Origin of the sequence: Qipengyuania qiaonensis (genome assembly GCF_019711515.1) — a bacterium.
GTDB lineage: Bacteria > Pseudomonadota > Alphaproteobacteria > Sphingomonadales > Sphingomonadaceae > Qipengyuania > Qipengyuania qiaonensis.
This window is the reverse complement of the sequence record NZ_JAIGNO010000003.1, coordinates 236,994-255,849: the sequence shown is the minus strand read 5'-3', so window position 1 is coordinate 255,849 and position 18,856 is coordinate 236,994. Positions and strand designations below refer to the sequence as shown.

The following is an 18,856-nucleotide window of genomic DNA, read 5'->3' as shown; positions in this document are numbered from 1 at the left end:
CGCAGTGGCGTCAGCCTCACGACGCCTTGGCGACCGCCTCCGCATGTAGCCTCGCGTTCTCCGCATAATGCGCCACGCCCATGCGCATGCCCGCAATGTCCGCATCGTCGAGATCGCGCATCTTGCGCGCAGGCCGCCCGCCCCACAGCTCGCGCGGGGCCATAACCTTGCCTTCGGTCAGCATGGCGCCGGCCGCCAGCATCGCATCCGAGCCGATCACCGCCTTGTTCATGGCGATCGCGCCGAGGCCGACGAAGCCACGATCCTCGATCGTGCAGCCATGGACCATGGCCATGTGGCCGATCAGCACATCGTCGCCGACGATCAGCGGCGAGCCATCGGGATCGCCCGGGCGCTCGGGATCGCAGTGGCACACGCTGCCGTCCTGGATGTTCGAGCGCTCGCCGATCACGATGCGGCTGACATCGGCGCGCAGCACGCAATTGTACCACACCGAACTGTCGGGCCCGATCTCGACATTGCCGATGATCGTGCAACCGGGCGCGATGAAGGCGCTGTCGTGGATTTTCGGCGTGTGGCCATGGATCGGGATAATGGTGACGCCGGGTCGGCTCGCGTTCATCGTGCGTTCTCCCATTGGTCTTTCGTGAGCGAGTAGAGGATCGTCGTGCGATCCTCGGGCGGATAGGCGGGATCGTCGAAGTCGAGATCCTCGCGCCGGACCATGCCGAGCTTTTCCATCAGCTTCCAGCTGCCGATATTGGCATGGCTGGTCAGCGCAACGACATAAGGGGCACCGATACGGGTGAAGGCCCAGTCGAGTACCGCGCGCATGGCCTCTTCGGCATAGCCGCGCCGCCAGCGATCCTCGCGCACGAGCCAGCCGACTTCGTGATCGCCGAGGTTCTTCGCCAACGGATTGTCGACGCGCTTCATCCCGCAATGGCCGACCATCTCGCCGGTCGCCTTCTCGATCATGAAAAGAAAGCTGAAGCCTTCTTTGGCGTAGAGTGCCATCGACTTGGCATGCTTTGCCTGAGTCTCGTGCAGCTCTTTCGGTCCGCCTAGGCGTGCCATAACCTCCGGACTGTTCAACACGCGCATCTGCTCGGCCGCGTCGCTTTCCTCGATCGTACGCAGGATCAGGCGGCCGGTTTCCGCGATAATGTCAGCCATCTGCACCCTCCCACGTGGCACGGCCGATGGAATAGACGATGATCACCGGATCCTCGTCGTCGAACTCGGCATTGTCGAAGTCCAGATCCTCGCGCCGACGCATGCCGAGGCGCTTCATCAGCCCCCAGCTGCCCGCGTTGCGCTGGACGGTGAGCGCGACGACCTCGTCCACCTCGAACCGGTCGAAGCCAAGGTCGAGCGAGGCCTGTGCCGCCTCGCGCGCATAGCCCTTGCCCCAGGCACTCTCGCGCAACCGCCACCCGGCCTCCATCATGCCGATCGGCCCGCCCGCCTGGTTCGATCGCTTGAGGCCGCAGAAGCCGAGGATTTCGCTGTCCTCCTTCCGCTCGACACACCAAAATGTGTGGCCGTGATCGCGTTCGTAGGACAATATGCGGTCCTGCGCGGCCATGCGCTTCCCTTCATCGCACACGCCGCCCAGCCAGCGCATGACGGCGGGCGTATTGGTGCCCTCCCAGAAGCGCGGCCAGTCGTCCTCGCGCCAGCTACGCAGGACCAGCCGCTCGGTCTCGTGACGGAAGTCAGCCATTCAGCAGCTGTGCGGCGCGCGGGGCATGATAGGTCAGCACCCCGCTGCACCCGGCGCGCTTGAAGGCGATGAGCTTTTCCATCAGCAAGGCGTCCCGATCGGCCACCCCCGCCGCCGCACCCGCCTCGATCAGCGCATATTCGCCGCTCACCTGATAGGCGAACACCGGCACGCCGAAACGCTCCTTCGCGCGCCAGATGATATCGAGATAGGCCAGCCCCGGCTTGACCATCACACTGTCCGCGCCCTCGGCGATGTCGAGAGCGATCTCGCGCAACGCCTCGTCGCCATTGGCCGGGTCCATCTGGTAGCTCTTCTTGTCGCCCTTGAGCAGACCGCCCGATCCCACCGCGTCGCGGAACGGACCGTAAAAGGCCGAAGCATATTTCGCCGAATACGCCATGATCTGGACATTGGGATGCTGGTTCATCTCCAGCGCCATGCGAATCGCCTTCACCCGTCCGTCCATCATGTCCGACGGCGCGATAATGTCCGCGCCCGCATTGGCCTGGTTTACGGCCTGATCCACCAGCACCGCGACAGTGTCGTCGTTGACTACATAACCCGTCTCGTCGAGCAGACCGTCCTGGCCGTGGCTGGTATAGGGATCGAGCGCGACGTCGGTCAGGATGCCGATTTCGCTGCCGCAGGCATCACGGATCGCCTTGATCGCGCGGCACATGAGATTGTCGGGGTTGAGCGCTTCGGCGCCGTCGTCACTGCGCCTGTCAGGCTGTGTGTTCGGGAACAAAGCAATGCACGGAATGCCCAGATCAAGCGCCTGATGCGCACGTTTTGCGACAAGGTCGACCGACCAGCGCGATACTCCGGGCAAGCTCGCCACCGGCTCTTCCACGCCCGAACCCTCGGTCACGAAGAGGGGCCAGATGAGATCGGCCGGCGTCAACACGGTCTCGCGATGCATGGCGCGGCTCCACGCAGTCGCGCGGGTGCGACGCAGGCGAGTGTTGGGATAGCTTGCGTGAGTCATACGCGCGCTCTGCCGCAAGCGGCCACGCGGCGCAATCGCGGCGCTACTTCTTGGGTGGAGCGAGCTTGTCGATTTCGCGCTGGGGCTCTTCGGCTGCGACTTCGGAAGCGGTCTGTTCGAGCTCGGCCAGCGCCGCGCCAGGCTCGACCGTTTTCATCTTCGCCAACGTATCCTTGAACCGCTGCAATTCGGCACCGGAAAGCTGTGCGCGCGTGACATACTGCACCGAAGCCGGGTCGATGGCGCGGCCATTGCGATACATTTCGTAGTGGAGGTGCGGTCCGGTCGAAAGACCGGTCGAGCCGACATAGCCGATGACCTGCCCACGACGCACGCTCTGACCGCGGTTCACCGCGATCCGGCTCATATGGCAATAACGTGTATCTATGCCGCCGCCGTGGCGCAGCTTGACCGCATTGCCACAGCCGCCCGCGCGGCCCGAGGAAAGCACGCGGCCATCGGTCACTGCAACGATCGGCTGGCCGTAAGCAGCCTTGAAGTCGAGCCCTGCATGCATGCGGCGATAGCCGAGGATGGGGTGACGGCGCATGCCGAAGCGTGAGCTCATCCGCCCGGGCACCGGTGCCATGAGTCCGCCGCGCTGTTCGCCTACGCCCGATGCCTCGTAGAATTCGCCGTCCTTGCCCCAGCGCATGAGTTGCACGCGAGGCTTTTCCGCGCGTTCGAGGCCCGCATAAAGCAACTGGCCTGCCTGACGCTCTCCGGTTGCCGCCCGACGATGGGCCAGGATGAAGTCGAAAGTGTCGCCCGAACGCACTTCGCGGTCGAGATTCACATGCTGGCCTAGCGTCTTGAGATAGGATTGCACAGCGCTTGCCGGAGCGCCAGCCGCGCGCGCCGAACGGTACAGGCTATCGCCCACCGTGCCACGGATCCGCAGCGGGGTTTCGTCCACGCGAATGACCTTGCGGACGAGCGCAAGGGCCGCACCTTGGTCCAGTCGGCCAACATCGAGTTCGAGATCGAACCGCGCGCGAAACGCCAGCGATCCGAGCGGGCGCGGTTCTCCGGGCGCTACCCGGCGGCCAAGCGTGATATCGAACTGCGTACCGGACTCGATCTCGGAAAGCGGGATCGCCCCGGCAACAAGGGCCGCGACGCGATCCGCATCGCCGGCACCAACCCCTGCGCGGCGCAACATGCGTTCGAAGCTGTCGCCCTTCGCCAGCGTGGCGACCATTTCGAGTGTCGGACGCTCGGGAGCGGCGGCGAGCGGCTGGACCAGCGCCGTTGCGCCCATATGCCGACCGCTATCCGCCCCCAAGGCGAGCGGCAGGATCATCTGGCTGCGGAACTCGTCGCGCACGGCATCGTCGATATGTGCGGGCGGGGCCGCTTCGAGCGGCGCGAAATTGGGCCAGAAAGCCAGCGCAACAGTGGTCAGACCGACGAAGGTTCCAAGCCCGCGGAACCAACGCTTGCTGCCGATCTCGCTGCCAAGATCCGGTGCGAGGTCGAGGGCACAGATACGACCGGAAAGCTGTTCCCGCACGGCTTTCCAGGAGAATGAGGGCACGGGCATTTTTGGCAGGATCTGGTCATACGCAAGCGCAGCTGTGGGTCGACCGGGGCCACCGTTCGCCGCTTGCAATCCTGCTTCTGCGTTGTCCGCGTGAGACGTGTACACGCCTGTCCCTCCAACAAGGTCGCCCGATGCGTGAACCGGCGCGACCTGACGCTTGCAAAGGTCTTCTGCCCGCTTCGCCTGCCAAAACAAAGTAAAGGGGGCCTTAACTTGCGGTCATACGAGTCGGGATTGCGGTGAATCGAGCAATAGGCGCGCCACCCGGTTGCCCTTGCGCCCGCGCGCTGCCACCTAGGGGGCGTGCAGCGTAGCGCGATCAAGGCGGTCCTCGGACCCACCAATACCGGCAAGACGCATCTGGCGATCGAGCGCATGGCGGCGCATTCGAGCGGGTGCATGGGCTTCCCACTGCGGCTGCTTGCGCGCGAAGTCTACGACCGGGTTCGCGCCATCAAGGGCGACGATGCGGTCGCTCTCATCACCGGCGAAGAGCGGATCGAGCCCAAGGGCGCACGTTATATGTGTTGCACGGCAGAGGCGATGCCGCGCGACGGTGCGAATGCTGCGTTCGTCGCGCTGGACGAGGCGCAGCTTGGTGCGGATCGCGAGCGCGGGCATATCTTTACCGATCATCTGCTCAACACACGCGGGCGCGAGGAGACGATGCTGCTCGGCGCAGCGACGCTCGAGCCGCTGGTGCGCCAGCTCGTGCCCGAGGCGGAAATATCCGACCGGCCGCGCTTCTCGACGCTCGCCCATATTGGTCCACGCAAGCTCTCGCGCCTGCCGCCAAGAAGCGCGATCGTCGCCTTCAGCGCGGAGCAGGTCTACGCGGTTGCGGAGATGCTGCGACGCTTTCGCGGCGGAGCCGCGGTGGTGATGGGCGCGCTCAGCCCCGAAACCCGCAACAAGCAGGTCGCGCTCTTCCAGACCGGCGAGGTCGATTACATCGTCGCCACCGACGCGATCGGCATGGGCCTCAACCTTGACGTCAATCACGTCGCTTTCGCAGGTCTGACGAAATTCGACGGCGTACGCATGCGCCGCCTGCTGCCCGCCGAAATGGCCCAGATCGCCGGACGTGCCGGCCGCCATCAGCGCGATGGGACTTTCGGAACATTGGCAGGCACGAACAAGCACGGCACTGCGCCCGAGTTCTCCGAGGAAGAAGTCTACGCAATCGAGGAACATCGCTTCGCGCCCCTCACACAGCTGTTCTGGCGCGAGCCCGAGCCACGTTTCGATTCGCTCGGCACGCTGATCGCCGATCTGGAAGCGCCGCCGGGAGATGCCGCATTAAGGCTTGCTCCGCAAGCGATCGATCTTGCCACGCTCAAACGTCTCGCGGAGGAACCGATTGCCGCGAATGTTCGCGGGGCTGGGGCGGTACGGCGGTTCTGGGAGGCATGCTCACTCCCCGACTTTCGTCAACGCGGTCCGGATGTTCACGCCCGCTTCGTCGCCCGACTGTGGCAGGATCTGGCCCAAGGCTATCTGGGTGCAGACTACGTTGCTGCGCGAATCAGCGAACTCGACAATATGAGCGGGGACATCGATACGCTGCAGGGGCGGATCGCAGCGATTCGCAGCTGGGCCTATATCTGCCAGCGGCCCGACTGGGTGCTGGCGCGTGACGAAATGGCGTCGCGCGCCCGAGCGGTAGAGGCAAAACTGTCGGACGCGCTCCATGCGCGGCTGACCGAGCGATTCGTAAACCGAAGGACGGCGATCCTGATGAAGTCACTAGGACAGGATGCAGGCATGTTGCCGATTGAATTGAGCGAGATGGGTGAGGTGAGCGTAGAGGGCGAGGTGTTGGGCCACGTCGAAGGCCTGCGCTTCGTGGTCGACCCTTCGGCCCGTCACGAAGACCGGCGCATGCTGCTCGCCGCGGCGGAGAAGGCATTGCCCAGATTGCTCGGCGAGAAGGCGGAGGCCCTGGCAACGTCGGACATGGCCGATGTAGAGCTTTCGCGAGGTGCAATCCGCTGGAAGGGGCGGGAACTGGGCCAGCTTGAACGCCGCGACGGCACCGTGACGCCAGTGATATTGCCGACGCGCGAAGTTGCCGCACTGCCCGAAGCGGCGCGCCGCAAATTGCTGGCCTCGCTCGACACATGGCTTGCGAAGAAGCTCGAGCCGCTCGATCCGCTGGAAAAGATGCATCATGCGGCGAGCAATCCCGATGCCGGTTCGCAGGCGCGCGCGCTGTTGCTCAACCTCATCGCGGGCCATGGTTACGTCACCCGAGAGAAAGCGGGGATCGAGTATTTGCCCAAGGAGATGCGGCCCTTCCTGCGCAAGATCGGCGTCACCTTCGGTGCGCTCGACATTTTTGCCCCGGCCCTCCTCAAGCCGGCGCCACGCCAGCTGCTGAATGCGCTCAGCCTCGATCGGCGTCCGCTGCTCGATGCGATGCTGCCAGTCATTGCCGATACCAAGAAGCTGCCATCGGGCTATCGTCATGCGGGCAGCCAGGCGATCCGCATCGACCTTGCCGAGAAGATACTGCGCGCTGCACATGAAACGCGGGCAAAAGCGCAGGCCAAGGATCGGCGACGGAAATTCGTGCTCGATTATGCGCTGCCGGTGTCCATCGGTCTCGAGGAAGGCAACATTTCCCGATTGCTCGGCAATGCGGGGTTCCGCGTGCAGAAAGGCAAGCCACTTTCCGAAGGTCAGTTCGGTCCGCCTCGGCCCGACCGCTGGGAATGGCGACCCTCCCGCCGCAAGCAGGAACGGCAAAGGCCTTCGCAGCCAAGAGAAGGCAACGCGTTCGCCGCTCTTGCCGGTTTGGTCCGCTGACGACGAGGCCCGAGTGAGAATCGATCGGCTGCTGTGTTACCTGCGCTTCGCGAGAACCCGCGGCGCAGCACACAGGCTGGTCGAGGAGGGGCATATTCGGCGCAACGGAGAGCGGGTCACCCGTTGTTCGCGCAACGTTGTCGAGGGGGACATTCTTACCCTGCCGCTCGGCAGATCGGTAAAATTGGTGGAAATCCTGGCGCTCCCCGAACGGCGCGGCCCGCCTCGCGAAGCCGAAGCCTGCTATCGGGAGCTTGACCCCAACGGATAATCCGCCCTAGCAGCACGGTCAGGGAAACAGTTCCAGGGATTACGCCACCAATGACTTATGTCGTCACCGACGCCTGCATCAAGTGCAAGTACACCGACTGTGTAGAGGTGTGTCCGGTCGATTGTTTCTACGAAGGCGAGAATATGCTCGTCATCAATCCCAGCGAATGTATCGACTGCGGCGTGTGCGAGCCCGAATGCCCCGCCGAAGCGATCCTGCCCGATACCGAAGACGGGTTGGAGAAATGGCTGGAATTGAACACCAAATTCAGCGCCGAATGGCCGAACATCACTCAGTCCAAGGAACCGCCCGCCGACGCCGACGAGCATAAGGACGAAGAAGACAAGTACGACAAATACTTCTCGGACGAACCGGGCGAAGGCGACTGATCCGGCGGGGCGCGCGCGGCCAGACACGAAAAATCCGGACAAATGAATTGCGATTCGCAATTTTGTTGCGGCTGTGCTATATAATGCAACAACTGCGCCGGCTTGCTCCCGGGCAGGTGAGACAATTGAAAGGGCACGCCGCTTCCAGCAACGTCACAATCGGGTATCGACTGCACTCACTGTAGAGTTGCGGCCAAGCCTTTCATGACGCTGCTTGCCCCCGGTGGGGTGTCCCGACGAAAGGAAGTATTGCATGGCAAGCAAGGCTGATGCCTTCGACGTTGGCGACTACGTTGTTTACCCAAAGCACGGCGTAGGCCGTGTCATCGAGCTCCAGAGCGAAGAGATCGCCGGTATGCAGCTCGACCTCTATGTTCTCCGGTTCGAGAAGGAACGTATGACCCTGCGCGTTCCGGTCAACAAGGTCGAATCGATCGGGATGCGCAAGCTGTCGAGCGACAAGACGCTCAAGGAAGCGATGGAAACGCTCAAGGGCAAGCCCAAGGTCAAGCGCACAATGTGGAGTCGGCGCGCGCAAGAATACGAAGCCAAGATCAATTCGGGTGAAATCGTGCTGATTGCCGAAGTGACTCGCGACCTGTTCCGCCCGGACGATCAGCCTGAGCAGAGCTATTCCGAACGCCAGATCTTCGAGGCCGCTTCGAGCCGCCTTGCTCGCGAGCTTGCCGCAATGGAGAAGACCGACGAGCCGACGGCGCTGGAGAAAATCCTCGACGTGCTGCGCGAACACGCGCCACAGTACTACGAGAACACCGAAGACGCATAAGCGCTTCGCCAGTTCAACGCGCAAAGAAGGGGGTGCCGAAGGGCGCCCCCTTTTTCGTTGGAGTACGATTCGAACGGCAATTCCGCCGACCCACTACATCTGTCGACGAGCGCACTCGACATTGAGGATGGATGATGGGAGCAATGCGACCCGCAATTTGGAGAATGCCCATGTTTCGCATCCTGGCCGCCGCCTCGCTCGGCCTGGCGGTCGTGACCGCCATCCCGCCAACGCCCGTACTCGCCGAAAAGGCGTGGCGCTCCAAACTGGATGATGGCCAGCCCATCGGGGAGAATTGGTCGGCGACCGGAGATTTCGAGCAAGTGACTTTAGCCGGGAGCGACAGCGTAACCGTTACCCGCGGAGATCGCTGGCAGATCCGGGCGTCCGGCAGCGCGGCCGTGCTGGCCGATCTCCGCTACCTTGTGGAAGATGGCGAGTTGATAATTGGGCGTCGCTGGCGCCGCGAGCCGGTGAGGGGCAATGCACGGATCGAAGTGGTTGCGCCTTCCATCGACGGCGGCACATTGGCGGGATCGGGAAACTTGTCGGTCGATGCAATGAGCGGATCGGAAATAGACGCCACGGTTGCAGGATCCGGCATGTTCGATGTCGCCCGGGTCGAGACCCCCCGCCTGTCGGCGACAATTGCAGGTTCGGGAAGTTTGCGAGTCGCCGGCCGGGCCGACGACACCAGGATCAGCATTGCCGGCAGCGGCGATCTCGACGGCACACGCCTGCGTGCCGGCCGCGCTACCGTAACTATCGCGGGATCGGGCGATGCTCGTTTCAACGCCGAAGATTCGGTTTCCGCCAGCATTGTCGGCAGCGGCGATGCTATAGTCAGCGGCACGACCAACTGCACCCAATCCCGAATGGGGTCGGGTCGCCTGACCTGCTCGCGCTAAGGCTCGACAGGCAGCGATCGGGCCCGATGCCCTTAGCGTTTCCTGAGCGCGCGTCGGTTTCTCTGCCTTGATGAATCTCGGTTGCTGTATTATATCAGCAATACGGACTGCCGCAGCAGAGGAACATGACCGCGATGATTCACCGAATTCTCAAAGGGCTCGCCCCGATCGCCGCACTCGCCGGGGCAGCGCTCGTTGCCGGATGCGATGGCATGAACATCCAGATCGGAGATAGCGAAGGCGTTCCATTGGCCGAACTCGATCTGAGCGGAGCAGCACCGACGGAGCTGGTGCTGGCGGGTCCCGACAAAGTAATCGTTACCAAGGGCGACGCACTCGATATTGCCGTATCGGGCGATGATGCGGCGGTTGATGCGCTGCGCTTTTCTCTGGACGAGGGATCGCTCGGTATCAGCCGCGAAAATGACAACTGGAAGGACCGCGGCACGGCGATCGTGCGAGTTACCATGCCCAGCCTCACTGCCATGGTTCTGGCCGGGTCGGGCGATATCGAAGCCGCTTCGATGGCCGGCAAAGCCGATGTGACGATCGCGGGATCGGGCACGGCGAAAGTAGCTCTCCTCGACGCCGAATCGCTCGATCTGACGATCGCCGGGTCCGGCGATTTCGAAGCGGCCGGTACAGTCGACAAGCTCGACATGACGATTGCCGGGTCTGGCAAGGCGAGCATGTCGGGCCTCGCGGTTGGCGAGGCGGACATCTCCGTTGCCGGATCGGGCGATGCCGAGTTTTCTTCCGACGGCAAGGTCGACGCCAGCATAATGGGTTCGGGAACGATTACCGTCAACGGCCGTGCGGACTGTACCATCAATGCGATGGGATCGGGAGAGCTCAACTGTCGTAACGTCAGATCGGCAAATACAGCGCCGGAAGCTCCAGCGAAGCCCGACGCTCCGAACGCACCCGCTGCACCCGAGGCGCCTGAGGCCCCCGCCGCGCCAGAAGCCTGAGTTCATCGACGGCTCACCGATTCTAAGCTAGGCAGCGCAGCGAAAGGATTTCGCCATGCGCCGCCTAGCCCTGTTCGTACTCCTGCCGGCAGCCATTGCCTTGCCCGGATGCCTCGCCAAGACCGTTGTCGATGTCGCGACGCTGCCCGTGAAGGCTGTCGGCAAAGGCGTGGACGTCGCCACTACCAGCCAGTCGGAAGCAGACGAGAATCGCGGGCGGGAAATCCGGCGCCGGGAGGAGCGTTTGGGAAAACTCGAGCGCGACTATCAAAAACAGCTCGACGACTGCAGGGACGGCAGCCGCCGCGCCTGCGACGATGCGCGCGACACCTATGCCGAAATGCAGCAGATAATCCCCTCGATCCCGGTCGAACCGAGAAACGACTAGGCGGCCGGAGTCGCGGCACGGCGCAGCCTGTCGTTGATGGCAATGCCGACGCCCTTCTCCGGTATGGGCGCCACCGCGATCCGAGGTTTGTTCGATCGCGCGCCTTCGTGGAGGCATGCATAAAGGCGCGACGCCGCCTCGGTTAGATCGCCTTTAGTTGACAAAGTGCATTCGCCAACGACCTCTCCGAAGCCGATCAGATACTCGTCTGGCGCAACTTCCGACGCCATGAGGCGGACCGGCTTTCCCGGAGCGTAATGGCTGGCAAGTTGACCGGGCGCTTCGACGCCTTTTCCGCTCGCCGCCAAGGCCTCCAGAACGACAGGTCCGGGGCGCAACACTTCGACCGTACCGTCCGCCCGCACCGCGGCGATGGTCGATTCCAATCCTTGCCGGGACGAACCGCCATCGAGCACGGCATCGACTTTCCCGTCGAGAGATGCGAGCACATGGGCGGGCGAAGTGGGGCTGATGAACCCGCTGCGATTGGCCGAAGGCGCAGCAACAGGCAGGCCGCATTCCTCCAGCACGGCACGCATCACGGGATGCGAAGGCATGCGCAGCGCAAGTGTATCGAGCCCTGCCGTCACGGCTTCGGCCAGTCCGGCGCGGTCGCTGCGCGGAAGGACGAGGGTAAGCGGGCCGGGCCAGTGCTCGGCGGCCAGCCGTTCCGCTTGCGGACAGAAGTCGGCCAAGCTTTGCGCCTGCTCGAGCGACACGACATGGACAATCAGCGGATTGAAGCTGGGCCTGCCCTTTGCCCGGTAGATGCGCGCCACCGCTTCGGCGCTGTCGGCACGCACCGCGAGCCCATAGACCGTCTCCGTCGGTACGGCGACAAGCCCGCCATCGCGCAGAATCTGCGCTGCTCGGGTGATTCCCTGCGGATCGGCCGGTATAGTTTCCGTAGCGTATTTGCCGCTCATGCCCGTGCGCTATATCTGCGTGCGGGACAAAGCCAAGAGGATTACATGTGACCTACACCCCCGCCACCCAGGATCAGCTGCTCGCCATCCGCGTCAACGCCGGCATCGAGGAATTGGCGCAAAGCGAAAAATTCGCCGCCGCCGAACCGGATATGGTCGAAGCCATCGTGAGCGGAATCGGCGAATTCGCGGCCGGTGAATGGGCGCCGCTCAATCGCGCGGGCGATCTCGAAGGCGCCAAGCTGGAAAACGGCGTTGTCCGCTTGCCCGAAGGATTCGCAGAAGCTTACGCCCATTATGTCGAGCAGGGCTGGAATGCGATTGCGGGCCCGGTCGAGTTCGGCGGGCAGGGTCTGCCCTTCACCCTTTCGTGCAATGTGCTCGAGAATCTCGGCACGGCGAACATGGCTTTCAACCTGCTACCCATGCTCAGCGTCGGTGCGATCGAATCGCTCGAGCATCACGGATCGAAAGCATTGCAGGAGAAGTACCTGCCCCGCCTGGTCAGCGGTGAGTGGTCCGGGACGATGAACCTGACCGAGCCGCAGGCCGGGTCGGATGTCGGTGCGCTGCGCACCACCGCTCAGCCGATCGAGGATGGCGAGCATGCCGGGAAGTATCGCATCAAGGGCCAGAAGATCTATATCACATGGGGCGAACACGAGCTGGCGAAGAACATCGTCCACCTCGTCCTTGCCCGGCTGCCGGATGCGCCCGAGGGCAGCCGCGGGATATCGCTTTTCATCGTGCCGAAGTATCATGTGAAGGACGACGGTACGCTTGGATCGCACAACGATCTGCGTTGCGTCAGTATCGAGCACAAGCTCGGCATCAACGCCTCGCCGACCTGCGTGATGAGCTATGGCGACAACGGCGAATGCATCGGCGAACTCGTCGGCGCGGAGAATCGCGGTTTGATGGCCATGTTCACCATGATGAACAATGCGCGCATCAATGTGGGCAATCAGGGCGTTCAGATCGGCGAGAGAGCGACACAGCAGGCGCTGGGTTATGCGCAGGAGCGCGTCCAATCCGCCCGCGCCGGCTCGCCCGACAAGTCGCCCATTGCCATCGTCGAGCACCCCGATGTGCGCCGCATGCTGCTGCGGATGAAGGCACTGACCGAAGGTGCGCGAGCCCTGCTCTATTACACGGCCGGTCAAGTCGATCGCGGTACGCTCGGCGATACGGCAGCCGGCGCGCGCGGCGAAGTGCTCACCCCGCTGATCAAGGCCTGGGGTACGGATATCGGGATCGAGGTCGCCAGCCTTGGAGTACAGGTGCATGGCGGCATGGGCTTCATCGAGGAGACGGGCGCCGCGCAGCACTGGCGCGATTCGCGCATTGCGCCGATCTACGAAGGCACCAACGGAATTCAGGCCGCGGATCTCGTCACCCGTAAGCTCGGACTGGATGGCGGGGAAGCATTGACTGGCCTGATCTCCGACATCGCGCGCGACGCAAAGGACGAGCCCCGACTTGCCGCCCTCGCCGCCGATTGCGAAGCGGTGGCCAACTGGATGCGCGAGGAAGCCAGCCTCGACGACCGCCTGGCGGGATCGGTGCCCTTCTGCACCATGCTTGCCGTGGCGGTCGCGGGCTGGCAGCTACTTCGCCAGTTGCGCGCCGTCGAAAGCGGCGAATCGCCCGGTTTGGCCGCGGCAAAGCCCGCCAGCGTCCGTTTCTTCATCGACCGTATCGTGCCGGAAGCGTCGGGGCAAAAAGCCGCGGCAACCGCAGGCGCGGAGCCACTTTATGCGATCTCCACCGAGCAACTCGTCGGCTAGCTACTCGGCGGTCACGTGCCGCGCATAATCGTCTTCACCGAAACTCGCTTCCTGCCCGCGCAACTCGCGCTGGGCGGGCAAGCGTTCGCCAGTGATCCGGTCGATCCCGGCTTGCGCCCCAGCGCCGGGCGCAAAAACCCGCCAGATGATGCCGGCGGTGTCGTCCGACACGAGCAGCGAACCGTCGCCTGCCCATTCGACCCATGTCGGGCGGCCGCGCGTAGTGCCGTCCTCTTTGAGGAAGCCGGCCAGTACGGGCACCGGCTTACCGGTCGGATTGCCGCGATCGTCGAAAGCTACGTAGACCACGTCGTAACCCGACGGCGGTTTCCGATTCCACGATCCGTGCTGCGCGACGAAGGCACCACTACCGAACCTTTCGCCCATTCTCGCTCCTTCCCTGCTGAAAACGAGACCGAGGGCGGCGACATGGGGGCCAAGCGCGTATTCGGGTGTGCGGACGTAGTTGATGAATTGCGGAATTGGATACTTGACCCGGCGATCGAAATTGTCGCCGAAATAAACCCACGGCCAGCCATACTGCGCGCCTATCGGAACGTTCGTCAGATAATCCGGAACGAGGTCCGAACCGAGCATGTCGCGTTCGTTGACCGTGGTCCACAACTCACCCGACCACGGGCTGAAATCGAGACCATTGGCATTGCGCAGCCCGCCGGCAAACATCCTCTGGCGTCCGGTCTCGAGGTCGATTTCCCAGATCAGCGCCCGACCTTCTTCGGCCTCCAGCCCCTTGTCGGCGATGTTCGTGTCGGAGCCGACCGCCGCGTAGAGCCTGTCGCCATCGGGATGCAGCGCGAGATTGCGCATCCAGTGACCGCCGCCCGCAGCCAGATCGGCAATCTTCCGCGGCGCGCCCGATACCTTGGCGGCACCCAGCTCATACGGATAGGCGAGCACTGCATCGTTATTGGCGACGTAGAGCGTATCGTCGCCCCAGGCCAGGCCTGACGGGGAGTTGAGGCCGTCCAGCAAAACCTCGCGCGTTTCGGCCTGTCCGTCGCCATCCGCATCGCGCAGCAGGACGACCTGGTTGGGCGAGTCCCCGGTCGCCCCCGCGCGCGACATCAAGAGATCGGCGATCCAGGCGGTGATGCCGCCTCCACCCTCGCGCTTCGGTGCGCGGGTCAGAGATACGAGAATATCGCCATTGGGCAGCGCCTGCAGAGTTCGCGGATGGTCGAGCCCGTCGGCGAAGCGGCTGACGGCAAGGCCCTCTGCCGCGACCGGGACCTCGTTGTCGCCCCAGCCGACAGGTTCGGCAATTGCCACGGTAGGGATACTTTCCGCGTCGGGTTCCTGCAGAGTGGGATCGGTGCCCACGACTTCGTCGAACGGAACATCCGCCGTATCGCCCCGCGTGAAAAAATACCCCGCGATCAACGCGATCAGTACGATGACGATGAGCGCGATGCCCAGCTTTTTGAGAATACCCATGGGCGTCGGGATAAGCGAGCGCGGTGCGGGGGGCAATGGGGCTTGCGAGACGCAAGTTCCACGCTACATCGCCGCTGCATGTTCGATTTCCGCCCAACGCCCGGCACACCGAAGCCCGAAGCCTATCGCCAATTGCGCGAGTCTGCCGATGCGCTGACGGCGGGCGAGCCCGATGCAGTTGCCAATATGGCCAATATCGCGGCCTTGCTGTGGGATTTCCTGCCCGATCTGAACTGGTCCGGTTTCTACCGGGTGATCGATGGCGAATTGGTGCTCGGGCCGTTTATGGGTCGCCCGGCCTGTATCCGCATTCCCATGAGCCAGGGCGTCTGCGGCATGGCGGCTGCCAGTGGCGCAACGCAGCTCGTCGAGGACGTTCACGCCTTTCCGGGGCATATCGCCTGCGATGCCGTGACCAATTCGGAACTGGTCGTCCCGGTGAAGCGCGACGGGGAGGTTGTCGCCGTGATCGATCTCGACAGCCCGCGCAAGGCGCGGTTCGACGGCGACGACGCGGCGGGCATAGAGACAATTGCGGCGATGCTGTCGGAACGCATCTGATCGGCGCTGCCCCATTCCGGCACACCGCGCGCCCAACTTTTGCGTGCAAATCCGCCGGTGCTACCGAGAGGCGAGCGATTGTCGGCCTACGCCGAGTCGCCCGAAGGAGCACGCGCCATGATCGATCGTATAGCCCTTGCCGTGACCGTCTCGAGCCTGGCAGTGGCGCCCGGCGCTGCCCACGCGCAAGAGACGATACCCTACGATGCGGGACAATACGAATACGCGCAGCCGGAGCCCGAGCTGGACGACGATGTAGTGACCGAGACCGTTGCGGCGCAACCCGATGCCACTGCAACGGTGCAGGCTCCGCAAGATCCCGCAGCGCCGGTTTTCGTTGCCAATCCGACGATCCAGCCGATCGATCCTTCGGACCCCGCATATTATGCCGACGGGGCGTCGCCTGCGGGGCCGGGGCCGGCAGTTCGAACCATCCCGGCCCGTGCATCCGCGTCTGGCACACCAACGGCCGAACCTGCGGCAGGCGCGTCGCGGATCATCTATCGCGATGTGCAGCAGCAGGCCGCTCCCACGCAGTATGTCTACCAGTCGGGCTATGTGGGTTCGCCTGCCTATCTCCCGGCGGGAGCGCAGGTGGTCGCTTTCGATCGCGATGTGTGGCTGAACGAATGTCGCTCGCGCCTCGAAACCTATGAGAGCGAAAGCGATCGTGGGAAAATTATCGGAGCACTGATCGGCGGGGTTGCTGGCGGGGTGCTCGGGAACCGGATCGCCGGTCGGGGCAACCGCACTGCAGGCACGCTCATCGGAGCAGGCGCAGGGGCCGCCGCAGGTATGGCGGCAGGCGATGCCATCGACGATCGCAGCCAGCCTCGGAGTGATAGCTATGCGCAGTGCCAGGCCTATCTCGACAGCTATATGCAGAATGCGACCGCAAGCGCGGGTGCGGTCCAGTATTCGCAGCCGGGAGCGTATATGCTGGTTCCGGTAACCGTCGAGGTACCGCAACGCGCTGTCTATCGAGACGGCACGCCGGTCGATTAGTCTTTGAGCGCCATTGTCCGGGATGTGCAGCGCGCCACCAGATCGGGCATTGCGAAGCTATCGAGGTCGAATTCCGGCAGGACGGTACGGCAGTCGCCCCCCATCCCCGGATCGAGTGCAATCCATTCGTCTTCCGACAGACCGTTGAAGTCGACTAGCCCGTCGAATGCGACCATGTACTCCCGGCCCGACGGCATGGAGACGATGGTGCTGCCCACCGGCAGCGGTTCGCCCTGTTCGTCGACCACGCGCAGCAGGACCGAGCGGTAGGCCTCGATGTCCATATCGACCAGTACCACCCCGCCGCGCGAGGCCTGCATCCGGCGGAAGGTCGACCGGGCGACCGCCGTGGCGGGCAGTTTGTCGGGGGCAACGTCGAATTGCATCGGCACCAGCGGCGTGATCCGCGTGACGAGCAGTCGTCCGCCCTCATCGGATTGGCCCACCTCGCGGTGCTCGTGCGTCACCGTCACGCCGCCGACATTGCCCGTACGGACCAGCGCATAGGCTTCCGATGCGCGGTCGCGCGCGAAGACCCGGCCGTCTGCGATTACCAGCGAGCCTTCGGCACGCAGCCGCGCGGCGGCAGTTCCTGCCGCGTATTCGGCATCGGCGGCAAAGCGGGCGAAAGGCGCGCGATATGCTGCCGTTCCCGCGAAGCGCGTCCTGCCGCCGAGCTTGGCATGGGCCGCATAGCCGAATTCGCCGATCTCGGTATCCGGCCGGAAGAAGCTGAGCTGACCGGTGGCCTTTTCGGTGCTGGTATGGCGCATCGATGCGCTGGCGCTGGTACGCGGCCCGAACCGGATATTGAGATTGAGCCCGGCCACGAATTCGCTTTGCCCGGCACTCTCGCGATAACTGAGATCGCCGGTAAGCGTCATGCGATCGTTCAGTTCGTGCCGAGCTGCAGCACGCAGTACGGTGGTCGTATCGGCCTGACGCTCGAGCAGGGGTTCCGCCGGTCGCGAAAGGCGGGTGGCCGAAAGCTGGAAGCGCGTGGTCTGCGCGAGGTCGAAGTCGATCGAACCGACGAGTTGTCGTGGAACCCGACCATCGCCCGACTGGGACGCAATGTCGCGGTATCCGGTCGAGGGAACTATGGCCTCGATTCTTCCGGATATTCCACGACCGACGGACTCCGCCCCCAGCTTGAACAGGGTTCCGTTTTTGTCAGCGGTATGACTATACCGCATTTCGCCATAGACCATCGCGATGTTGGCAAGTGTGGTCTGAGCCTGGCCGCCCACATTCCACAGCCCGTTTCCACCTTCGCCAGAAACGCCTACGGAGAGTGACCTGGTCAGTCCTCTCCGTATGAAAAACATTCCTACCAGATCGCGGTAGTCGTTGCTTATGGTCCCGTATCTTCGTCGGACCCAGCCCATAGTCGCTCCCCATTCGGTGATTCCCCGGTCCAGCATTTCGGGCGCGATGTAGATTTGCGCCGTCCGGACCGTTTCGCGGCCCAGTTCGTCACGCAGAACTACCGAAACCTCCCCGCGACCGGCGGCCATGGGTATGTTGTGCACACGGAACTCACCGGCTTCGATATCGGACGACTGAAAGCGCCTGTCGTTGACGATAAGGTCGATCGAGGTCGGCACCGACACCTGCCCTTCGAATTGGGGCAGTGGGTTGGTGATGATATCCGGACGAAGAGCGAAATCCGAACCGATCTGGATACCGCCGAGGCGCAGCGGACGCTGAACTTCGCTTCCCAAAGTGATCACGTCGCCGGCGCGCACCACCAGCGTCTTGTTGGGGATGGCCAGCGTTGCGGTGGTATCCAGACGGACGAACTCGGACCGTTCGGGTCCCGCATTGGTCCGAAACGTGAAGGCACTGCCGAGGTTGAAGTTGCCGTAAGTGACGCGCGGCGCGACATAAGCGCCAAGCTGGGTATTGCCGCCTGAATGGGACGCATTCAGGCTGTAATCGACTATCCCTGCAAGCAGCGGCGCCTGCAAACCGGGCTCATAGTTGCGCCGCGCAACATTCACATCGTTAGGGCCATCGCCCTTCCGGTAGTTCTTGACGGTCAGCTGCTGGGTAACCCGGTCGAAGTCGAAGCGGGCGATATCGAGCTGACTTAGCTTGATGTAACCTTTCGCCCCCCGCTCTACGGGCAGGCCGGCGGTTTCCGCCGACTCGCCCAGGATGGCGAGCTCGCCGTCGACCCATTTCAGGTCTACCATGCGCTTTTGCTCGATGCCGTCCACGAGTATGACGCTGAGCCCCGGACCTTCCTTTTCGGCCTCGACAGCTTTCTTGAATGTCAGGTCGCGCTCGATCGCGAACGGATCGTCCGATTGTGCGAGGGATTGCGCGGGTACCGTTATGGCCCCCACAGCAACGATCGACGCCGCGACAAATAGG

At 63.6% G+C, this 18,856-nt stretch carries 18 protein-coding genes; 10 read left to right on the top strand and 8 right to left on the bottom strand.

Annotated elements, in window-relative coordinates; all coding sequences use genetic code 11:
* Window positions 1–16 precede the first annotated feature (16 nt).
* From K3174_RS06975 to K3174_RS06955, 5 genes are read right to left on the bottom strand one after another with little or no spacing between them, the layout of a single operon-like run.
* On the bottom strand, window positions 17–583 hold the full coding sequence (locus tag K3174_RS06975) for a gamma carbonic anhydrase family protein (protein ID WP_221557261.1): 567 nt from the start codon (window positions 581–583) through the stop codon (window positions 17–19).
* Window positions 580–1,137 (bottom strand): GNAT family N-acetyltransferase, encoded by a 558-nt coding sequence (locus K3174_RS06970; protein ID WP_221557259.1) that lies wholly within the window; start codon window positions 1,135–1,137, stop codon window positions 580–582. Before K3174_RS06970 ends, K3174_RS06975 begins: the two co-directional genes overlap by 4 nt.
* Complete coding sequence (locus K3174_RS06965) at window positions 1,130–1,687, bottom strand: GNAT family N-acetyltransferase (protein ID WP_221557257.1); 558 nt, start codon at window positions 1,685–1,687, stop codon at window positions 1,130–1,132. The genes K3174_RS06970 and K3174_RS06965 overlap by 8 nt, the downstream gene beginning before the upstream one ends.
* Window positions 1,680–2,678, bottom strand: a complete 999-nt coding sequence (gene hemB, locus K3174_RS06960; protein WP_221557251.1) for a porphobilinogen synthase — start codon at window positions 2,676–2,678, stop codon at window positions 1,680–1,682. The genes K3174_RS06965 and hemB overlap by 8 nt, the downstream gene beginning before the upstream one ends.
* Window positions 2,679–2,721: 43 nt before the next feature.
* Complete coding sequence (locus K3174_RS06955) at window positions 2,722–4,221, bottom strand: M23 family metallopeptidase (RefSeq protein WP_221557249.1); 1,500 nt, start codon at window positions 4,219–4,221, stop codon at window positions 2,722–2,724.
* Between the two features lie 303 nt (window positions 4,222–4,524).
* On the opposite strand from K3174_RS06955, the gene K3174_RS06950 reads away from it, so the two are divergent.
* From K3174_RS06950 to K3174_RS06920, 7 genes are all read left to right on the top strand, one after another.
* Window positions 4,525–7,029, top strand: a complete 2,505-nt coding sequence (locus tag K3174_RS06950; RefSeq protein ID WP_425594425.1) for a helicase-related protein — start codon at window positions 4,525–4,527, stop codon at window positions 7,027–7,029.
* Between the two features lie 13 nt (window positions 7,030–7,042).
* Entirely contained in the window at window positions 7,043–7,300 is a 258-nt protein-coding gene (locus tag K3174_RS06945; protein ID WP_221557246.1) for an RNA-binding S4 domain-containing protein, read from the top strand.
* A 50-nt stretch (window positions 7,301–7,350) separates the two neighbouring features.
* On the top strand, window positions 7,351–7,689 hold the full coding sequence (fdxA, locus tag K3174_RS06940; RefSeq protein ID WP_221557244.1) for a ferredoxin FdxA: 339 nt from the start codon (window positions 7,351–7,353) through the stop codon (window positions 7,687–7,689).
* Window positions 7,690–7,942: 253 nt separating this feature from the next.
* Window positions 7,943–8,476 carry a CarD family transcriptional regulator gene (locus K3174_RS06935; RefSeq protein ID WP_050601467.1) on the top strand — a complete coding sequence of 178 codons (534 nt, stop codon included), beginning with the start codon at window positions 7,943–7,945 and terminating at the stop codon, window positions 8,474–8,476.
* Between the two features lie 170 nt (window positions 8,477–8,646).
* Window positions 8,647–9,384, top strand: coding sequence for a head GIN domain-containing protein (locus tag K3174_RS06930; RefSeq protein ID WP_221557242.1), 738 nt, complete (start codon window positions 8,647–8,649; stop codon window positions 9,382–9,384).
* Between the two features lie 125 nt (window positions 9,385–9,509).
* On the top strand, window positions 9,510–10,355 hold the full coding sequence (locus tag K3174_RS06925) for a head GIN domain-containing protein (protein ID WP_247711964.1): 846 nt from the start codon (window positions 9,510–9,512) through the stop codon (window positions 10,353–10,355).
* A 55-nt stretch (window positions 10,356–10,410) separates the two neighbouring features.
* Window positions 10,411–10,743 carry a hypothetical protein gene (locus tag K3174_RS06920; protein WP_221557240.1) on the top strand — a complete coding sequence of 111 codons (333 nt, stop codon included), beginning with the start codon at window positions 10,411–10,413 and terminating at the stop codon, window positions 10,741–10,743.
* Here the strand turns inward: K3174_RS06920 and K3174_RS06915 are convergent.
* Window positions 10,740–11,669: an L-threonylcarbamoyladenylate synthase gene (locus K3174_RS06915; protein ID WP_221557238.1), complete on the bottom strand. Its 930-nt coding sequence runs from the start codon at window positions 11,667–11,669 to the stop codon at window positions 10,740–10,742. The genes K3174_RS06920 and K3174_RS06915 overlap by 4 nt on opposite strands.
* A gap of 47 nt (window positions 11,670–11,716) precedes the next feature.
* Here K3174_RS06915 and K3174_RS06910 point away from each other — a divergent pair, with 47 nt between their 5' ends.
* Complete coding sequence (locus tag K3174_RS06910) at window positions 11,717–13,456, top strand: acyl-CoA dehydrogenase family protein (RefSeq protein ID WP_221557236.1); 1,740 nt, start codon at window positions 11,717–11,719, stop codon at window positions 13,454–13,456.
* Here the strand turns inward: K3174_RS06910 and K3174_RS06905 are convergent, their stop codons facing one another.
* A complete protein-coding gene (locus K3174_RS06905; RefSeq protein ID WP_221557234.1) occupies window positions 13,457–14,911 on the bottom strand; it encodes a PQQ-dependent sugar dehydrogenase in 1,455 nt (484 codons plus the stop codon). It abuts the gene before it with no gap.
* 78 nt (window positions 14,912–14,989) lie between these two features.
* Between K3174_RS06905 and K3174_RS06900 the strand changes: the two genes are divergently transcribed.
* On the top strand, window positions 14,990–15,472 hold the full coding sequence (locus tag K3174_RS06900; RefSeq protein ID WP_221557232.1) for a GAF domain-containing protein: 483 nt from the start codon (window positions 14,990–14,992) through the stop codon (window positions 15,470–15,472).
* A 117-nt stretch (window positions 15,473–15,589) separates the two neighbouring features.
* Window positions 15,590–16,477, top strand: coding sequence for a glycine zipper 2TM domain-containing protein (locus K3174_RS06895; RefSeq protein ID WP_221557230.1), 888 nt, complete (start codon window positions 15,590–15,592; stop codon window positions 16,475–16,477).
* On the opposite strand, the gene K3174_RS17090 is transcribed toward K3174_RS06895, so the two are convergent.
* A complete protein-coding gene (locus K3174_RS17090) occupies window positions 16,474–18,828 on the bottom strand; it encodes a fimbria/pilus outer membrane usher protein (RefSeq protein ID WP_221557213.1) in 2,355 nt (784 codons plus the stop codon). The two genes, K3174_RS06895 and K3174_RS17090, sit on opposite strands and share 4 nt — an antisense overlap.
* Between the last annotated feature and the right edge of the window lie 28 nt (window positions 18,829–18,856).